Annotated in this window: 18 protein-coding genes; 11 read left to right on the top strand and 7 right to left on the bottom strand. The window is 51.6% G+C overall.

Going from position 1 to position 16,186, the window contains the following annotated elements:
• Nucleotides 1-325: 325 nt before the first annotated feature.
• Complete coding sequence (locus AC3CB2_RS00505) at nt 326-724, top strand: c-type cytochrome (RefSeq protein ID WP_008552097.1); 399 nt, start codon at nt 326-328, stop codon at nt 722-724.
• A 51-nt stretch (nt 725-775) separates the two neighbouring features.
• On the opposite strand, the gene AC3CB2_RS00500 is transcribed toward AC3CB2_RS00505, so the two are convergent.
• On the bottom strand, nt 776-1,249 hold the full coding sequence (locus AC3CB2_RS00500) for a GNAT family N-acetyltransferase (RefSeq protein ID WP_352931581.1): 474 nt from the start codon (nt 1,247-1,249) through the stop codon (nt 776-778).
• Between the two features lie 160 nt (nt 1,250-1,409).
• Nucleotides 1,410-2,066, bottom strand: coding sequence for an oxygen-insensitive NAD(P)H nitroreductase (nfsB, locus tag AC3CB2_RS00495; RefSeq protein WP_352931583.1), 657 nt, complete (start codon nt 2,064-2,066; stop codon nt 1,410-1,412).
• A 228-nt stretch (nt 2,067-2,294) separates the two neighbouring features.
• Here nfsB and AC3CB2_RS00490 point away from each other — a divergent pair, with 228 nt between their 5' ends.
• Complete coding sequence (locus tag AC3CB2_RS00490) at nt 2,295-3,110, top strand: heterodisulfide reductase-related iron-sulfur binding cluster (RefSeq protein WP_352931585.1); 816 nt, start codon at nt 2,295-2,297, stop codon at nt 3,108-3,110.
• 279 nt (nt 3,111-3,389) lie between these two features.
• On the top strand, nt 3,390-4,460 hold the full coding sequence (fbaA, locus tag AC3CB2_RS00485; protein WP_352931587.1) for a class II fructose-bisphosphate aldolase: 1,071 nt from the start codon (nt 3,390-3,392) through the stop codon (nt 4,458-4,460).
• A gap of 62 nt (nt 4,461-4,522) precedes the next feature.
• On the opposite strand, the gene AC3CB2_RS00480 is transcribed toward fbaA, so the two are convergent.
• The 3 genes from AC3CB2_RS00480 to AC3CB2_RS00470 all read right to left on the bottom strand — a co-directional run bounded on the left by AC3CB2_RS00480 (nt 4,523) and on the right by AC3CB2_RS00470 (nt 8,292).
• On the bottom strand, nt 4,523-6,064 hold the full coding sequence (locus AC3CB2_RS00480) for a hypothetical protein (RefSeq protein ID WP_352931588.1): 1,542 nt from the start codon (nt 6,062-6,064) through the stop codon (nt 4,523-4,525).
• Nucleotides 6,065-6,247: 183 nt separating this feature from the next.
• The gene (locus tag AC3CB2_RS00475; protein ID WP_352931590.1) at nt 6,248-7,096 is read right to left on the bottom strand and encodes a DUF2332 domain-containing protein; all 849 of its coding nucleotides are present in this window, start codon (nt 7,094-7,096) and stop codon (nt 6,248-6,250) included.
• 266 nt (nt 7,097-7,362) lie between these two features.
• Nucleotides 7,363-8,292: a tyrosine-protein phosphatase gene (locus AC3CB2_RS00470; RefSeq protein WP_352931592.1), complete on the bottom strand. Its 930-nt coding sequence runs from the start codon at nt 8,290-8,292 to the stop codon at nt 7,363-7,365.
• Between the two features lie 101 nt (nt 8,293-8,393).
• Here AC3CB2_RS00470 and AC3CB2_RS00465 point away from each other — a divergent pair, with 101 nt between their 5' ends.
• Entirely contained in the window at nt 8,394-9,287 is an 894-nt protein-coding gene (locus tag AC3CB2_RS00465; protein ID WP_352931594.1) for a LysR family transcriptional regulator, read from the top strand.
• 2 nt (nt 9,288-9,289) lie between these two features.
• Here AC3CB2_RS00465 and AC3CB2_RS00460 read toward each other — a convergent pair whose 3' ends face one another.
• Nucleotides 9,290-10,207 (bottom strand): LysR family transcriptional regulator, encoded by a 918-nt coding sequence (locus tag AC3CB2_RS00460; protein ID WP_352931596.1) that lies wholly within the window; start codon nt 10,205-10,207, stop codon nt 9,290-9,292.
• A gap of 95 nt (nt 10,208-10,302) precedes the next feature.
• On the opposite strand from AC3CB2_RS00460, the gene AC3CB2_RS00455 reads away from it, so the two are divergent.
• From AC3CB2_RS00455 to AC3CB2_RS00425, 7 genes are all read left to right on the top strand, one after another.
• Nucleotides 10,303-10,968, top strand: a complete 666-nt coding sequence (locus AC3CB2_RS00455; protein ID WP_352931598.1) for a DsbA family protein — start codon at nt 10,303-10,305, stop codon at nt 10,966-10,968.
• Nucleotides 10,969-10,983: 15 nt separating this feature from the next.
• On the top strand, nt 10,984-11,886 hold the full coding sequence (locus tag AC3CB2_RS00450; RefSeq protein ID WP_352931599.1) for an MBL fold metallo-hydrolase: 903 nt from the start codon (nt 10,984-10,986) through the stop codon (nt 11,884-11,886).
• A 345-nt stretch (nt 11,887-12,231) separates the two neighbouring features.
• Nucleotides 12,232-12,672 (top strand): MarR family winged helix-turn-helix transcriptional regulator, encoded by a 441-nt coding sequence (locus tag AC3CB2_RS00445; RefSeq protein WP_352931601.1) that lies wholly within the window; start codon nt 12,232-12,234, stop codon nt 12,670-12,672.
• A gap of 35 nt (nt 12,673-12,707) precedes the next feature.
• Nucleotides 12,708-13,379, top strand: a complete 672-nt coding sequence (locus tag AC3CB2_RS00440; RefSeq protein ID WP_352931603.1) for a glutathione S-transferase family protein — start codon at nt 12,708-12,710, stop codon at nt 13,377-13,379.
• A 14-nt stretch (nt 13,380-13,393) separates the two neighbouring features.
• Nucleotides 13,394-14,305 (top strand): glutathione S-transferase family protein, encoded by a 912-nt coding sequence (locus AC3CB2_RS00435; protein ID WP_352931605.1) that lies wholly within the window; start codon nt 13,394-13,396, stop codon nt 14,303-14,305.
• Nucleotides 14,306-14,313: 8 nt separating this feature from the next.
• Nucleotides 14,314-14,883 (top strand): glutathione S-transferase family protein, encoded by a 570-nt coding sequence (locus AC3CB2_RS00430; RefSeq protein WP_352931607.1) that lies wholly within the window; start codon nt 14,314-14,316, stop codon nt 14,881-14,883.
• A gap of 304 nt (nt 14,884-15,187) precedes the next feature.
• Nucleotides 15,188-15,475 (top strand): DUF1330 domain-containing protein, encoded by a 288-nt coding sequence (locus tag AC3CB2_RS00425; RefSeq protein WP_352931608.1) that lies wholly within the window; start codon nt 15,188-15,190, stop codon nt 15,473-15,475.
• A 12-nt stretch (nt 15,476-15,487) separates the two neighbouring features.
• On the opposite strand, the gene AC3CB2_RS00420 is transcribed toward AC3CB2_RS00425, so the two are convergent.
• Nucleotides 15,488-16,186, bottom strand: coding sequence for a type 1 glutamine amidotransferase (locus tag AC3CB2_RS00420; protein WP_352931610.1), 699 nt, complete (start codon nt 16,184-16,186; stop codon nt 15,488-15,490).

Genomic DNA, 16,186 nt, shown 5'->3' with positions numbered 1-16,186 from the left:
CACCGTGGTTTGAAACTTTATTTCCAAACCACGAACTCAACCGCATTTTCCAAATACAGGGGCTGAGACTCTCATAATTTATGCAAAGAAGAAAGGCGCATTAAGTCTATTGTGGCCCGTAAAACAACGGCTTCAGATTTTCGTGAGTTTGACTCAAAGCAAGTTAATTTCAGGCATTTATGCTTATGATCAATTCCGTCCGCGACAATATGCCGTAACAATATATACGAAGGTAACGTCGAATCTATGGGAACTGCCCCATGAGTTAGACTATGTTGTTCTCTATTCGCGGTTATCTCTAGGATATAGTGGGAAGGATTTAAACATGAAGCAGTTTGGCGTCGTTGCAGCGCTTGCATTGCTGGTGAGCACAGGTGCGGCATTCGCGGAAGGCGATGTTGCTAAGGGCTCTAAAGTTTTCAAAAAATGTAAGGCTTGTCATGCTGTTGGTGAAAAAGCCAAGAACAAGGTAGGTCCACAGCTCAACGGTATCGTTGGTGCAGGCTGGGGTGAAGTCGAAGGCTACAAGTACTCCAAACCTCTTCTGGCAGGTAAAGAAGAAGGCAAGTCTTGGGACGAAGCTACTCTTGACGCTTACCTCACCAAACCTAAGAAAGTTATCCCTAAAGGTAAGATGGCTTTCGCTGGTCTTAAGAAAGAACAGCAGCGTCAGGACGTTATCGCGTACCTCGCTCAGTTCAACAAAGACGGTTCCAAGAAATAATTGGATTCCAGAGATCCTAAAGATCGGGGGTCGCAGTTCTGCGGCCCTTTTTTATTGCCAGTATGTTGGTGAGTGGCTTACGCCTTGCGCCTTGCGCACCATCTTGTTCGCCAGCACGGGCGTGCCGTTGTACTCGGTGAGGAACTCACTGGTCACGCTGAAGCCGTGGCGCTCATAAAGCTGCTTGGCTGGGTGGTTGGTCTTGGCCACATAAAGCACGGCCTCTCCTTCAATCCCATCCAACAGAAACTGCAGTAATCTTTTACCAAGACCAGTTCCCCGCCCTTGCGGATGCACAAACAGAGCCGTGATCTCAGAGTGGTTCCGCGCGCCATACGCCTTCACACCGTCCTGCTCATAGACAAACACTTGCGAGGCCAGAAATCCTTCCAACCGCTTTGGATCCTGATCCAACGGCAACAATTGGAAGCTTCGATCCTCATAAACCAACTCATCCAACTTACTCGCAGCGTAGATGCTCACGACATCAGCGAAGTCAGTTTCACGGTAGGGTCTGATGGTCATAGAGGGTGTCTTCAGAAAACGATATTGGTTGCAACATTACAGAGTAATTTCATCTGCTGATTGCAACGTGCCTGCGGACCTTGGTGGAAATAAGGCTTTGTTTCACAAATAAAAAAGGGATGCACAGGGCATCCCTTTTTTGAGTTGGTTATGGAGCCGCTTAAGCCAGTTCGGTGAAGATTTCGGCTTCTGGGAGGCGGGATTTTGGGAGGGCGGCGTTGAAGTCGTTTTCGTGGCGGTGGCCGAGAGCGATCAGAGCTACGGCGCGGTAGCCTTTTTCCTGAAGGCCGAACTCTTCGTTCAGCGCCTTTACATCCACACCTTCAATCGGCACAGCATCAATGCCGAGCGCACCTGCGCCGAGGAGGATGGTTCCCATGTTCAGGTAGACCTGCTTTTCCATCCAGTGGTCAGCATCTTTCAGCTGGTCACGGTGAATGCCAACGAAGGTCGCACGGCCTGCTTTGACAGTTTCTTTGACTGCAGGATCAGCAAAACGCTTATCGTCTTCTTCCGCCTTCAGCAGACGCTCCAGATACTCGTCGGAGATGTCAGTCTTCACGCAAAATACGATGACGTGTGAGGAGTTGAGCACCTTGCCATTGTTGAAGGAGAACATACCCTGGGTGCCCTTGGAAACGCGCTCACGCCCTTCTGGCGTATCTGCGATGATGAAGTGCCAAGGCTGAGAGTTTACGCTGGATGGGCTAAAGCGCAGCAGGGATTTGATGTGGTCAAACTGCTCAGCAGAGATCTGCTTGGTTGGGTCAAATTCCTTGGTGGAATAGCGGCTCAGTGCGACGTCTTTCAAGTTCATTCCAAATTTCCGATTTATTGTTTTAAGTCGTGTTCTGTGTGATAGATAGCACCTGGTTTTCATTGGACAAGTACGCACAAAAAATACACATAGGCACAGTTTGTATACCGTGGGTGCTGTATAACGCCTCCCTGATAAATCATTGCGATGGTCCGGAAAGTGTGGCAGGCAGTCTTTGAATGATTTGATTTATGCATTGCTCAAAAGATTGCAGGACTTCCAGCTGTTATGGCCAGACAACGACGCCCAAAATACAAGAAGGATGCCCGGGTCGGCCTGTTTGTTTCCTGCACCACAAATCTCTTCCGCCCTTCTCTTATCAAAGCTGCTGTGCACCTGCTGGAGAAGGCTGGCTATGAGGTGGAAGCGCCCAGTATTCAAAGCTGCTGTGGGCTCGTTTCCTTGCGCTCCAATGAGCTTGATGATGCACGGGATCTGGCCAAGGAAGTGATTTCGCAGTTTGGCCATTATGATTTTGTGGCTGTGCTGTCGCCGTTTTGCGCCAAGGTGTTTGAACGGGCATATATGCCACTACTCTCCGAGCAATCTGAGGAGCTTGCCAAGATCACTGCGAAGTTTACGCGCAAGTGTTTTGAGGTATCTGACCTGCTGCTTGCGGCACCAGACTTAGCGCAGAGTTTGCGTGGGTTTGCAGGCAAGGTTGCGTTTCTGGATGTTTCTGATGCGCCGAATCTGTTTGGCAGTCAAGTTGCTTCCCGTGCTCTGCTTGGGCAGATGGAGCAAGTTTCCGTTGTCGATCTGCCGCAAATCTGCGCGTCTCAGGTGAAGGGTGCGCCTGATGGCACAATCTCGCCAGAGCTTGGACAAGGGGATCTGAGCGGACTGCTGCATGCGGTTCGCTCATGCGGTGCTGGCACACTGGTGTCCACTGATCTGGCTTTGCTGATGGAGCTTTCGACGCATCTGCGCAAGTATGGGTCCGCGATTGAGTTGCGGCCTGTACTGGAGGTTCTGGCGGGGGATACGCAGTCCATGCCAATTGGCATCAGCGCCCGTGTGATGTCAGGACAGTCCGTCCTCTGATTCCCCTAGGTCGACTGCGAAACTTGCGTAGAAGTTGTGGTTCTTGTTGCTACTTGTGAAAAACACGAAAACTGCATGAAGGGAATTACGGCTTAAGGCCAGTGATTTGCCTCTTAAATCCATTAAATTCCTCAGAACGCCCTTAGAAATGTTGTAGTTCTGCGTATTGCTGAGTAGTGTGCGCGGCAACTGGCCAAGGCCATGGTCCGGCTTTGTTGCCAGTTCACAGTGCGAGGCACTTTGCCTCCCCTCTCTGCTGTTACACAGGAGCCTATAAACATGGGAAAGCTCAAGCCGGGCGTCATCTTTGGTGAAGACTATAAAACCCTGATTGAAGCATGCCGGACAGGCAAATACGCCTTGCCTGCGGTGAACGTTGTTGGAACGGACTCCATCAACGCAGTTCTTGAAGCAGCAGCTGCAAACAACACAGACATTATCATTCAGCTCTCCAACGGTGGTGCGCAGTTCTATGCCGGTAAAGGCATCAAGGACAGCTTCCAGGCGAAAGTGCTTGGCGCAGTTTCTGCTGCTAAGCACGTGCACCTGCTGGCAGAGCATTACGGTGTTGGCGTTGTGCTGCACACCGACCACGCGGACAAGAGCCTGATCCCTTGGCTGGAAGAACTCATCAAGCACGGCGAAGAGTTCTACAAAACCCACGGCAAGCCGCTGTTCACCTCTCACATGCTGGATCTTTCTGCAGAAGACATCGAGTTCAACCTGTCTGAAAGCGAGCGTCTGCTGAAGATGATGGCTCCGCTGGAAATGAGCCTTGAGATTGAGCTGGGCGTTACTGGTGGTGAAGAAGACGGTATCGGTTCTGATGAAGACATCGGAGCAGACAACCCGAAGCTTTACACCCAGCCAGAAGACGTGCTGCAGGCATATGATCGCCTGAACCCACTGGGTCACTTCTCCGTGGCAGCGTCCTTCGGAAACGTGCACGGCGTTTACAAGCCAGGCAACGTGAAGCTGCGCCCTGAAATTCTGCGCGAAAGCCAGAAGCTGGTGAGCGAAACGCACAATCTGGGTGAGAACCCACTGGCACTGGTATTCCACGGCGGTTCTGGTTCTGAGAAGTCCAAGATTACAGAGAGCCTGAACTACGGTGTGTTCAAAATGAACATCGACACCGACACTCAGTTCGCATTCTCTGAAAAAGTTGGTGCGTATGTGGAAGCAAACGCCAATGCTTTCAAATACCAGATCGATCCAGAGAGCGGCGCCCCAACCAAAAAGCTTTACGACCCACGCAAATGGCTGCGTGAAGGTGAGCTGGGCATCATCGAGCGCCTGAAAGAAGCTTGCGAAGACCTGAACTGCGTCGGCAAGAGCCTCTGCCAGTAAGCTGATCAGCCTTTATGAGTTTGAAAAACCCGGTACGGAAGTGCCGGGCTTTTTTGTGGGAGTTAGGCGGTCGTGCTTTCACCATCCAGGAATAAGATCGGCACACCGAGGCTCTTGGCAACTTTTTCAGCATGCTGCATGAAGAGCTGGTACTTCTCTTCCTTGGACAAAGCTTCTTTGCCGTTAAACTTCTGAACGGCGATCGTGTCTGGCGAAGGTTCAGAGTCGATCATGAAGATGCCCTGAATTTTGATCGGGGCTGTTGCGCCAACACCTTCCTTATGCTGAACGCCTTCCTTGGTTGAGATGATCACCTCGTTGTGCTGATGGTATGTGTTTTCCATCAACTGATCGACAGGTTGTTGCCGCTTGTCATAATCAAACTTGCCGAGATGGTTCTTTAGGTAACCATTGCGGACATGATCAGGCACATCGAGGAGCTTTTCATTCTGCTCCTGCGTGACGTTGACCATGTGTTCTTTACGATCTTTCCGGCCAATATTCAGATCACTCATGATGTCATCTGGACTAGAGACCAGAACATTTTGAGGAGGAACATCCAGAATGACGCCGAACGCGCCGTACGCAAAGCACTTCTCATCTGTCACTACAGATGTACAAATGGTATCCCACCCCTTCATGGCATCGTTTGCATCAGGTGCGAAACAGCCTGTCTGGTTGATCAGGTTCTCCATGGATCCTGTGTGAACGACAAATTTGAATGGGGCTGAGGCTCCACCGCGTTTTTGCAGGTCTTTCCGTTTTGCAGGATCGGTAAAGTTGTCTCGCTTCCAAGATTCAATAAAGACCTTTGTTTTCTCTGGAACTTCAGGCGTAACCTGCTCAAGATCTGGGACATCATCCTGTTTACGATGGAAAGCAGCAGCGATCTTTTCGCGCTTTGATGTATATGTTTTATCAGTCGCTCCAACGCCACTCACTGCGGGAAGTGTCTGGAGCCAGTCAACTTCCTTCTGATAGTTCTGGAGTGTCTTATGGAGGGTTTTGATCAGCTTATTGGCTGCATCGACTTCCTGGTTCTCACAGAGCGCTTCCGCATCGTTGATTAAGCGGCTTGCTTCCTGATCGATACTCATGAACTTCTTGTACTTTTTACTTGGGATTTTCTTTGCAATCGCAAGGCTTTCTACGATTGGAACATCAGCAGCCAAGCGCTGGTAATCCTCCCTGATCCACGGGATCTGTCCGCTCAACGCAGTGTGGTTGGATTTGGCCATGGCGATGAGCTGTTCCATGGATGCGATGTTTTCTTTAATCTTAGCGATCTTTGCCTGTGCATTTTGCTCTTTATGAGCTTTCAGATCTTTCCGCGCGCCAGCAACTCCAGTTCGGGCTGATTGGCCTGCTTTCTTGAAAGGAGAAAAGACAGCACTTTGCTTTTTGACGAGCTCCATATTCGCGAGCAATGTTTCTGCAGTTTTCTCCATGGCATCAAGTTCCTGCCACGGATCGACGGGAGCGGCTTCAGGTTGTTGTTGAGCACCGGCTTGCTCGCCATCTTCTTCAGAAAAGCTCAGGTTTAATTGGCGAGCCATATCGTTCGCCCATTTGTGCTCTTCTTTGCTCAATGATTGCAGGGGCATAGATCGTCTCCAAAACATAAGCGCCTGCCCTCCACCATCGATTAAATGAAGCAAGCACCTGTCTCTCTCATGCTTTCTGCAAAGTACTACGCCCTCTCAAATGAATGCTTTCCGGAATTTACGTATTTTCCCTCAAACTGGAGCTAAATGCTGTGTTGATACGTGGAAGCTTTCAGCAGGCCTCTACCCAATCCAATCAATCGACTGGCCGTGTGGACCGGTCCAGGCACGGGGCTCTCCGTTTTCGCAGAGGAGGAACTTGCCGGTTGGGTGCGGCTCGGCAACCTTTTCGGCGAATTGTGGGAAGACGCCGGAGGCTTCGTTGGAGATCCAGTGGGCGTTGGAGTTTAGCATCAGATCTGCGAAAGCTTCGCGCTTGCTCATGTCTCGGGTGTAGACAAGAACAGCACTGTGGAAGACCACGGGTGTGGTACCTGTTGGGACTTGTTCCAGCAAGGCTGGCAGATCTTCGAGAAGGTTTCCTTTAACCAGTTGGATTTTCCGCTGCTTCGCCACTGCAATTGCTTTTTGCAGGCGGTGTAAGCGGTCCTCCTGCCCCGGCCAGACCAGCGTTTGGAGCCATACCACGGTGTCTTCATCCTGAAGGTTCAGCGGGATCAGATCCAGCCCTGTACGCCAGACAACTTCTGGCAGCTTGGTTGGCAGTGGGACATTGCCAGTCACCTTACAGTGCAACACTGGTGTATCGGGTGTGTTCGTTTCAGGCGCTAATGTGTGTGCGCCGTTGTTGTAATCGTAGGCGTAGTGGTCCGGCAGCAGGCAAAGACCAGCGGAGGCACCTACTTCAATCAATGAAAGTGGTTGTGGGAGGCGAGCGAGCAATGGGAGGAGCGTTGCGCAGCGTCCGGATTCGTTGGTCTGCGTGCTGCGGTTCATCATCTCTTGTTTGATTGCTCTGTTATGTCGTTGCAATGTCTCATCCAGCTCTGCCACTTCAGGAACGCGCCCCGTGACCCATCTGATCGCCGCAAAAAGGAGGTTGGGTTGCTGTTTGGCCTCTGGCAATGCCATCAGGAAATCGTGGAAGATTGGCGAGCCGGCTACATGAAACGCCCATCTTCATAAATAGGTGAGTTGTCTTTGGCTTCGTGGAAGGCAAATCCCAGATATCCGCGTTCAATTGCTGAAGATAATACAGTCATGAAATTCCCCTAAAACATAAGGGAAGTCTAGGCTAGATTTGCCTTCAGGCGCAAATGGGCCTCTGGTGGAACTTGCTTGAGGAACCTCGTGCTACCAACGTTGGGGAAAGGCAGCACGAGGGGTGCTGGGAGGCCTTAACTCGGGTCTACCAGCAGGTTCTTTTTGATGCGGGCGAGTTCCTCATCAGAGATGCCCAGTGCATCACGGCGGTAGTTTTCAAAGCTGCCGTAGTCTTCTTTAACTGCATCCAGAGCTGCTGAGATTTGCTCTTTGTGTGCACCAAATGCCGGGCGCAGGGAATGCGGGCCGCTTCCCACCAGTTTGCTCAGTTCCTCAAAGGTGTAGAGATTGGTGGTGAGGTAATCGCGCATCACATCTTCCTCTGAGAAACCTAATGAAAGCATCAGCACCGCTGCCACATAACCAGTTCGGTCCTTGCCACCTGCGCAATGGAACACCAGCGGGTAGTTTTGTTCTTCCAAAAGCAGGTGCATGAAGCGGGAGATTTGCGGCGTGAACTTGCGGGCGAAGTCCTTATAGCGGTCAATGCGGGTATGGTAGATGTCTACACTGTGGTCTTTCAGCAGCTGATCGATCTGATCAAACTTGCCGCTGAACCATAGCGGGCGGATTTGAGAGGCGACTTCCAACGGCATGATCTTGGCGATGTCAGCAGGGTCAGATCCGATTGGCAGGTTGATGTTGAAGTCGACTGAGGAGATGTGTTTGTTCGGGTGCTTGCCCAACTCATCCTGTGCGCGCAGATCCACGATGGTTTCGATGCCCAGCGCACTGAGCTTCTCCTGATCAGCTTCCGTCAGGCTGTCCAACTGATCGGAACGGAAGACCATTTGCGGTTTCAGAGCCGGACCATTTTGCGGCGTGGTGAGTGCCCGAAAGTTCTCCAGGTTTTCGATTGGTTTGACCACCTTGATGGCATCGCAGTTGGATGGGATATCGATTGGCAACGTGGTTTTGCATGGCGATGTTTCTGCCATTGCAAGACCAGCAGTCATGAGTGAGCCAATCATTGTTGCGGTTGCCAGCCCGATTATTTTTCGCATGGTCATTCCTCTCAATTCGCAAATTTGAGTGACATAAAGATCGGTTTGACCTATGCAGTAAAGTTGAACTCCATCAGAATTTCAGATCGTGTTGAGGTTGGATGCCCAGTGTTGACCAGTTGGAAGCGTTTGTAACTGCCGCAGAGTTGGGCTCGTTTTCTGCTGCTGCCCGGCGTCTTGGAAAGGCGCAATCTGCTGTAAGTGCTGCGATTTCCAATCTGGAGATTGATCTTGGATCTGATCTGTTTGACCGCAGCAGTTACCGGGCTGAACTGACGGTCTCGGGCGTTTCTTTGCTGGATTATGCAAAATCCATTTTGCAGAGCAGGCAGGACCTTTTGGTGAAGGCTGGTGCGTTGAGTGAAGGGGCAGAAGGCAGCCTGAAAGTGGTGTTTGAGTATGGCACCTATGTCTCTGCGATTAATGAAGTTTTCCATGACTTCGACAAACAGTTTCCAAAGGTGGAGCTGCATGTACAGACCACCTCTTTCGGGGATGTTTTTTCCCGTCTTGCAGATGAAAGCGCTCAACTGGGGATTATCATTGAGCGCCATCCCTACAAGGAAGGTTTTCACTTCCGTGGGCTTGGGTTTGAGCGCCGCATAGCGGTGTGCCACAAGGATCATCCACTGGCAGAGCTGGAGGAGGTGCGGCTGGTGGACTTGCGTGGCTACCGGCAGATCATCTCCGAGACAGAGATTGACCGACACTCACCGGAATTTTCCCGTCAGAAAGGGCCACATCTACTGATTACGGATAACCCTCGTGTGGCGCATAACATGGTGCATGGCAGTGTTGGCTGGGCGGAACTGCCAGCGCAGATGGTGGATGACGAGGTGAAGGCTGGTGAGCTGAAGGAGCTTTCCTATGACTTTCAGCAGAATGCCATCCTCAATAAGGTCTCCCTTGTCTGGGGCAAGCAGCAATCGCAGGCTCCGGCCTGTAAGTGGTTGATTAATCGTATGTGTCAGCTGCACCAGAAGACTTGGGTGTAGACTTACACGTCCTCTTCAAACACATCCCGCACTTCTTTATGGGCCTTGATCAGCTCTTCCACGAATGCCTTAGTTTTGGCGGGGCGGAAGCGGCTGTTTGGGAAGAGCGCGTAGATGCCCCCCTCTTTCTGATGCCAGTTTGGCAAGATGCGTTGCAGTCGACCTGAGGCTAAGTCATCGTGGATCTGGAAGGATGGCAGAATACAGATGCCACCATCCCCAAGTGCACAGGCATGGGAGGTGAGCGTGTTCCAGACTGTGACCTCCGGGGTTTGAAGTGTAAAGTGTGCCTCCTCTCCGTCTTCAGATCTCCACGTCATATCTGAAGGAAGTTTGCGGTGATAGATCCATGGTTTGCCTTGTAGGTCCAATGGTGTTTCAACCGGCCCCAGAGCTTCAACCACGCTTGGCGAGGCCACTGTATATTGCTGAAACGTACCGATTTTGCGCGCGATTGCGGAGCTGTCTTCTAACCAGCCGACACGGATGGAGACGTCAATTTTCTCCTTGAGCTGGTCCAGTTTTTCATCCGTGAAGACTGCATTGACCTGAATTTTGGGATGTTTCTGGCGCAAGCGCATAAGAGCCTTGGCGACGACGTATCGACCATAGTCCTCCGGCGCTGTCACCGTAAGCAAACCGCTGGGAACTTCTTGCTCCTGTTGCAGTTCTTGTGCGGCTCGTTCTGCTTGTTCCAGAATTTCGGCAGCGCTTTCATAGAACCGCTGTCCAGCTTCCGTCACCTGGAGAGAACGAGTTGTTCGTACAAGCAAAGCTGCGCCGAGCTCTTCCTCCAGCTTTGCGACCTGATGGCTGACGATAGCTTTGCCGAGGCCGAGTTTTTTCGCGGCGGCGGTGAAGGAACCGCTTTCGACAACTTCAACAAAATGGCGGAGACGATTGAGATTGTAGAGACTCATCTTATTGTCTTTATTTTACAGACAGTGTGTAGAGATTATCCGTATTCTACAGATAGTCAAGTTGCCCTAGGTTTCTTCGCAGTTAGGAGAAACCAATGACGCACTCGTTCCTCTACATTTATGACCCGCTCTGCGGATGGTGTTATGGCTCAGCCCCTCGGCTGGCAGATCTTGCCAAGAGCTTTGAGGTGGAGATGGTCCCGGCTGGCCTGTTTGCAGGGGCTGGTGCCCGTCCATTGGACCGTTCATTCGCTTCTTATGCCTGGACATCAGATCAGCGGATTGCCAAACTGACTGGGCAGACCTTCTCCTCCACTTATCGCAGTCAGATTCTGAATGGAGATGGGCAACTACTGGATTCCACGTTTGCCACGCTCGCTATGACGGCCTGTTCCATCGTTGAACCGGATAAAGGACCGGAGGCTTTGAAGCTCATTCAGGAGGCGCGATATGTGGGCGGTGAGGACATCACCGATCTTCGTGTTCTGGTAAGTTTGCTCTCCGGTAATGGCTTTGCAGATGCTGCTGTGTTGCTTCAAGGACATATGACTTCTATTAAAGCAGAAACGACCAGACATATTGCGCACGGAAAGATGGTTTTGAACCAGATGAATGCCAGTGGTGTTCCAATTCTGGTGGCTGACACTCAGGGTGAACGGATGCTTATGCCTTCCACGCTTCTTTACAGCTCTCAGGAGCAATTTGCAGAGAACCTCAAGGGTTTCTCCGCAACCTTTCAGCAGGTCAGCCCTGCCGCTTAACCCCAAGGAAAACAAATGATTAAGTCACTTGCTCTTGCTGCAGGCCTTGCAGCAACCGCTACTCTTGCGCCTGTTGCAACCTATGCTCAGGATACTGCTGCACTGACCTTCGAGGTTTATAACCCGGGCGAGAAAGGTCTGTTTCCCGTCACTTCTACTTTGATTGAAGGGCCAACCGAAGCTGTACTGGTGGACGCGCAGTTTCAGCGCAGCGATGCTGAAAATCTGATCTCGCTCATCAAAGAAAGCGGGAAGACGCTGACATCCATTTACATCAGTCATGGCGATCCAGATTACTACTTCGGTCTGGACGCGCTTCACGCTGCCTTTCCAGATGCAAAGATCGTTGCGACACAGCCAACCGTAGAGAAGATCAAAGCCACTATTGAAGGCAAGTTTACTTTTTGGGGACCAATCCTGAAAGAAGATGCGCCACAGGAGCTAATTGTTCCAGATGCCATTGGTGGCGACAGTCTTGAGGTGGATGGAACTCCGATTGAGATTATTGGCCTTGAAGGGCACGACCCTACTCACACCAGCCTTTGGGTCCCATCAGAGCGCACGGTGGTTGGTGGTGTGCTGGTCTATGACAACTCCCATATCTGGCAGGCTGATAACCCAACAACCAAGAAGCGTGATGACTGGCAGAAGAGCCTTGATGATCTTCTGGCTCTCAACCCTAAGCGTGTGATCCCTGGGCACTTTATGGGTGAGACCAACAGCCAAACAGTGGGCTCCATCGCCTTTACCAAGGCTTATGTTGCTGCCGTTGAGAAGAATGCAGCGCTTGCCAAAACATCAGAGGATTTGGTGGCCCTGATGAAAGCTGAGTTTCCGGCTTTGGAAGAGCGCAGAACCGACGATCTTGCTCTTGGCGCCAAAGTGGTGATGGGTGAGATGAAGTGGCCTGCTGAGTAACCACATTCCCCTTCAGCCCTCGCAGTCTTCTGCGGGGGCTTTTTCATTTCGCCGACCCCTTCTCCCACTCGCTTCAAACTGTCGCAATTTAACATCCATGGATTTATATTCCTTGACACTTAATTTACTCAGAGCTACTCCTTTGCGGGAGATCAGTGGGACAACCAAGCACTTGCCCCCAACATCAAGAGGCTGAACGGCGGGTTTCGCCGGTTTCACTGATCCCTTTTGAAATCAAGACAACAGGGAGACAGGCCAAAGTTCTTTGCAGTGGGTCATTCGCCATCTCAACAACTTGCAACACCATGAAGTTCTGTGCGAAATTGCATTCCATCAGACAAGGAGATGCGGTTGGCCAACAAGGACATCATCATCAATTCAGATATGGAGATTGAGCACAAAGCCATGGCTCTGCTCATGTGCGCAGCTCAGGAACGCAAGGCCGAGATGGAACGCCTGATCAGCGGGCAGAACCTTTCTCTCTTGCAGCTCACCATTCTGCACGGGCTTGATAAATCACCGACGGGCGTCATGACCGTGGGTCAGCTCAAGTCGATCATGATTGATGACAGTCCCAACGTCTCGCGTACTTTGAACAAGCTGGTAGCTCAGGGGTATATCACCAAAGAGCGTAGCGAAGAGGACCAGAGGACGGTTTTTATCAGCATTACTGAGGATGGGCGAGCAGCCCACCACGCAGCTGATCAGGAACTGTTGAAGATGGGGCCCTCCTCTCTTTCAAAGGACGATTACGAGAAGCTCTACGAGCTACTGCTGAAGCTATAAGGCCTGCCCCTTTTGCACCACGCAAAGGGATTGGCATGATTACCGTTCATAATCTGGAAAACTCGCAGAGCATTCGTATCCTGTGGCTGATGGAAGAACTTGGCGTTCCCTATGAGATCAAGCAGTACAAGCGGGATGCGACTACGGACCTCGCGCCAGCGGACTACAAGCAGCTGCACCGGATCGGCACTTCGCCAACAATCTCTGACGGCGATGTTGTGCTGCCGGAAACCAATGCGATTGTCGACTACATTCTGGACAAGCACCCTAATGCGGTTTTGCGACCTGAACCGGGTTCTGCTGAGCGGGCGCGATATCTGTTCTGGTTTCACGCCACGCAGGGCAGCTTGATGCCGCTGCTGCTGGATAGCCTGATCTTCAAGCGGATGGTTTCTAAGGTGCCGTTCTTCTTGCGGCCGGTCATGTCTGCTGTGGTTGGCAAGGTCCGGGGTGTTTATCTGACTCCGCGGATTACGCGTATGCTTTCTTATATCGAGGAAGAGTTGGGGCGTTCAATCTGGCTGGCCGGTGAGAACCTGACGGCTGCTGACATCGTGATGGGATACTGTCTTGAGGTGGCCGAAGTTCGGGTCGGGTTTGGGGGCGAGTACCCGAAGATCACTGCTTATCTGAAGCGGATGCGTTCGCGTCCGGCATACAAGACAGCACTTGCCAAGAATGGTGATTTCCGTCCGTTTGCCTCCTGATCAGCGGGTTTCTCATGATTTTCCATCACAAAGACGTTTCTCCTTACTCGGAGAAGATCCGGCTTATGCTGGGTTACACCGGGATCAGCTGGTCCTCCGTGCAAGCCCCCCTGACGCCTCCGCGTCCTTCCATTGATCCATTGGTGGGCGGATATCGACGTATACCAGTGGCTCAGAAGGGTGCAGATGTGTTCTGCGATACCATTTTGATTGCAGAAGAGATTGCCCGGCTATCAGAGAACCCGCAAGTGTCTCCTTATGGGCAGAGTGAAGATCTCAGCGCATTTCTTCAGGAACTGGAGACGGATGTTTTCTTTGCCTGCGTGGCTTCCATACCCGTTTTCGGTGTGATCAAGGCTTTGCTCCAACAGGTGCCGTTGCGGGCTATTCCGGGATACCTGCAGGATAAAAAGAAGCTGATGACTGACACGCATCTTCTTCAGCCGTCACGAGAAGATGCAAAGGCCACGTGGCAGCGGTTTCTGGATCAGTTGGAGAACCAGTTAACCTCCGATTTCCTGCATGGTTATACGCCGGGCATCGCTGATTTCAGTGCGGTTCATATGGTTTGGTTCCGTGAAAAGATGGATCGGCGGCAGGTGTTCAAAGGGCGTCGCCTGCTCAGGAACTGGTTTCATCGGATGGTTGCCATAGGGCATGGCCACCGAACGGACATAACCACTGAAGACGCGCTTCAGATCGCCGCTCATGCAGATCCTCGCAAGATCTCTGAGGAGATGAAACGCAGTGCACTGATTGGGGCCACTGTTGCGGTCGGCCCTACGGACTACGCAACACAAGCAACGCATGGCGAGTTGGCTGGGGAGGATGAGAACCGCTGGATTCTCGCTCGCGATACCCAAGTGGCTGGGCGCGTGCACGTTCACTTACCCAAACGCCGTTTTGCTTTAACCCGGTTAGCCTGAGAAATGCCATGAAAGCCATTGATCCCAAAGACTTGCGCGGTCTTCACCTTTTCTACAATCCCTATTCCAACTGCGCACAGCGTGTGATGTTGCTGCTGGCGGAAAAAGGTATCGAAGCTGAGATGCATTTTGTCGACCTGATGCGAAGTGAGCAGCTGACGCCAGAGTATCACACCATCAATCCGGACGCAGCTGTGCCTGCTCTGGTGCATGATGGCGTCGCAATGAACGAGTCCATCGATATTCTCCGATATCTGGAGGAACTGTATCCGACTCCCTCTTTCACGCCTTCAGATCCCGCTCAGAAAGCTCAGATGGAGGCTTTGCTGGCCAGTGCTGAGGCTTCGCATATGAGCATGGTGGTGAACTATGTTTACTCCTGCGGTTATGGGCGATTGCCAACCCCACGCGACGCTCAGTTTTACAAAGACCATGTCCCCCATCGAGCTGAGTTTCATGCGAACAGGCTTGCGGGCAGAACTGCCAATGATCCAGAGAGAGCGAAGCAGATCGTTTTTGAGCAGTTTTTTGAATTAGAGCGTTTGCTTGAGACGCAGGAGTGGCTGGTCGGCGACTAGTATTCACTGGCAGATATTGCGTGGTTCCCAAACACGATCATTCTTCGCCAGTTGGGCTACTCCTTCAATTCTCTGCCACGGGTGAATGATTGGATAGCTCGGATAGAAGCGCGAGAGGCCTACAAGACTGGCATTCAATCTCATTTTTTGAAGGTGCCTAACTGGGTGATCAGGCTCATTACGAGAATGCTGAGACAGTTTGGTGGGCGGCGATAACTTGACACAAGAAATCCTGCGAACGGCTCACTTGTAAGCAGAGTGAGCTGGGCACACACTCACGGTGTACTTGAAAGGATTTCTCTCAATGTCTGTTTTGAATTTTTCTTACGCCACGATCAAAGATATGGGCCAGTTTCAGCAGTATGTGCAGGCTGCTGCGGCACTGATGGAAGAGGCTGGCGTAGAGGTTATTGTGCGCGGCAAATTCTCACAAACCAAACGGGGTGATGAGTTGTTGCCGCACATTGCAGCTGTGTTTCGCTACAAAGACCTTCAGAGCCTCGAAGATTTTTATACCTCCGAGGCCTACAAGAAGATCATCCCACTGCGCGATGAGGCCTGTGAGATGACCATTCAGGTTTATGAAGAATAATAGGTGATAGAGCTACAGCAGATTAATCCAGCGGCGGGAGATTTCCAGGCCAAGGGCGTCTGCTTTCGGACCGTGTTTTGGGCCCTGCTCTTCCAGAATTTCCTTCCAGTGTGGCACCAGCTCATTGATTGGGCCATGGAAGCAGCCGTTCCAGTGGTTGACCTGATCAACCGAACACTCAAAGTGGAACTGAATAGCGTAGGTGGCGCTGCCCATTTTGAAGGCCTGATTTGGCGTCATTTCGCTGGATGCCAAATGTATTGCACCTTCCGGCAGAGTGTACGTGTCTGTGTGCAGGATGAAGATGTGGTCGTCATCCTCAAAAGCGGAGATGACCGGATCCTGCTGGCCTGCCTCTGAAATCTGTAGAGGCAACCAGCCTGCTTCGACCGGATTACCGAGGATGTTCTCTCCCCCAAATGCGCGCGCAATGAGCTGGCTGCCAAGGCAGATGCCCATTACAGGCTTATCGGCTTCGTGGAATGCCAGAATGGTGTCGCAGACATCTTTCAGGAACGGGAACTCATCATCAGCTCTCGCGTGCTGCAAGCCGCCCAGAACAACCAGACCGCTGAACTTAGAGATATCTGAAGGAAGCGGATCATTTTCTGCCATGACACGCAGATCAATCGGCATCTTTGCTTCATCCAGAGCCTGACCAAGCAGGCCAAGCGTTACGTTTTCGCAGTTTTCAATAACGAGAACTGTCAT

This window comes from Pseudovibrio sp. SCP20 (genome assembly GCF_057774105.1).
The sequence above is the reverse complement of the archived record's forward strand: the minus strand, read 5'-3'. Positions and strand labels throughout refer to the sequence as shown.

Coding starts and splice junctions, on each gene's coding strand:
- AC3CB2_RS00505 (WP_008552097.1), top strand. CDS start 326: ATGAAGCAGTTTGGCGTCGTTGCAGCGCTTGCATTGCTGGTGAGCACA.
- AC3CB2_RS00500 (WP_352931581.1), bottom strand. CDS start 1,249: ATGACCATCAGACCCTACCGTGAAACTGACTTCGCTGATGTCGTGAGC.
- nfsB (WP_352931583.1), bottom strand. CDS start 2,066: ATGAACTTGAAAGACGTCGCACTGAGCCGCTATTCCACCAAGGAATTT.
- AC3CB2_RS00490 (WP_352931585.1), top strand. CDS start 2,295: ATGGCCAGACAACGACGCCCAAAATACAAGAAGGATGCCCGGGTCGGC.
- fbaA (WP_352931587.1), top strand. CDS start 3,390: ATGGGAAAGCTCAAGCCGGGCGTCATCTTTGGTGAAGACTATAAAACC.
- AC3CB2_RS00480 (WP_352931588.1), bottom strand. CDS start 6,064: ATGCCCCTGCAATCATTGAGCAAAGAAGAGCACAAATGGGCGAACGAT.
- AC3CB2_RS00475 (WP_352931590.1), bottom strand. CDS start 7,096: ATGGCATTGCCAGAGGCCAAACAGCAACCCAACCTCCTTTTTGCGGCG.
- AC3CB2_RS00470 (WP_352931592.1), bottom strand. CDS start 8,292: ATGCGAAAAATAATCGGGCTGGCAACCGCAACAATGATTGGCTCACTC.
- AC3CB2_RS00465 (WP_352931594.1), top strand. CDS start 8,394: ATGCCCAGTGTTGACCAGTTGGAAGCGTTTGTAACTGCCGCAGAGTTG.
- AC3CB2_RS00460 (WP_352931596.1), bottom strand. CDS start 10,207: ATGAGTCTCTACAATCTCAATCGTCTCCGCCATTTTGTTGAAGTTGTC.
- AC3CB2_RS00455 (WP_352931598.1), top strand. CDS start 10,303: ATGACGCACTCGTTCCTCTACATTTATGACCCGCTCTGCGGATGGTGT.
- AC3CB2_RS00450 (WP_352931599.1), top strand. CDS start 10,984: ATGATTAAGTCACTTGCTCTTGCTGCAGGCCTTGCAGCAACCGCTACT.
- AC3CB2_RS00445 (WP_352931601.1), top strand. CDS start 12,232: ATGCGGTTGGCCAACAAGGACATCATCATCAATTCAGATATGGAGATT.
- AC3CB2_RS00440 (WP_352931603.1), top strand. CDS start 12,708: ATGATTACCGTTCATAATCTGGAAAACTCGCAGAGCATTCGTATCCTG.
- AC3CB2_RS00435 (WP_352931605.1), top strand. CDS start 13,394: ATGATTTTCCATCACAAAGACGTTTCTCCTTACTCGGAGAAGATCCGG.
- AC3CB2_RS00430 (WP_352931607.1), top strand. CDS start 14,314: ATGAAAGCCATTGATCCCAAAGACTTGCGCGGTCTTCACCTTTTCTAC.
- AC3CB2_RS00425 (WP_352931608.1), top strand. CDS start 15,188: ATGTCTGTTTTGAATTTTTCTTACGCCACGATCAAAGATATGGGCCAG.
- AC3CB2_RS00420 (WP_352931610.1), bottom strand. CDS start 16,186: ATGACAGTTCTCGTTATTGAAAACTGCGAAAACGTAACGCTTGGCCTG.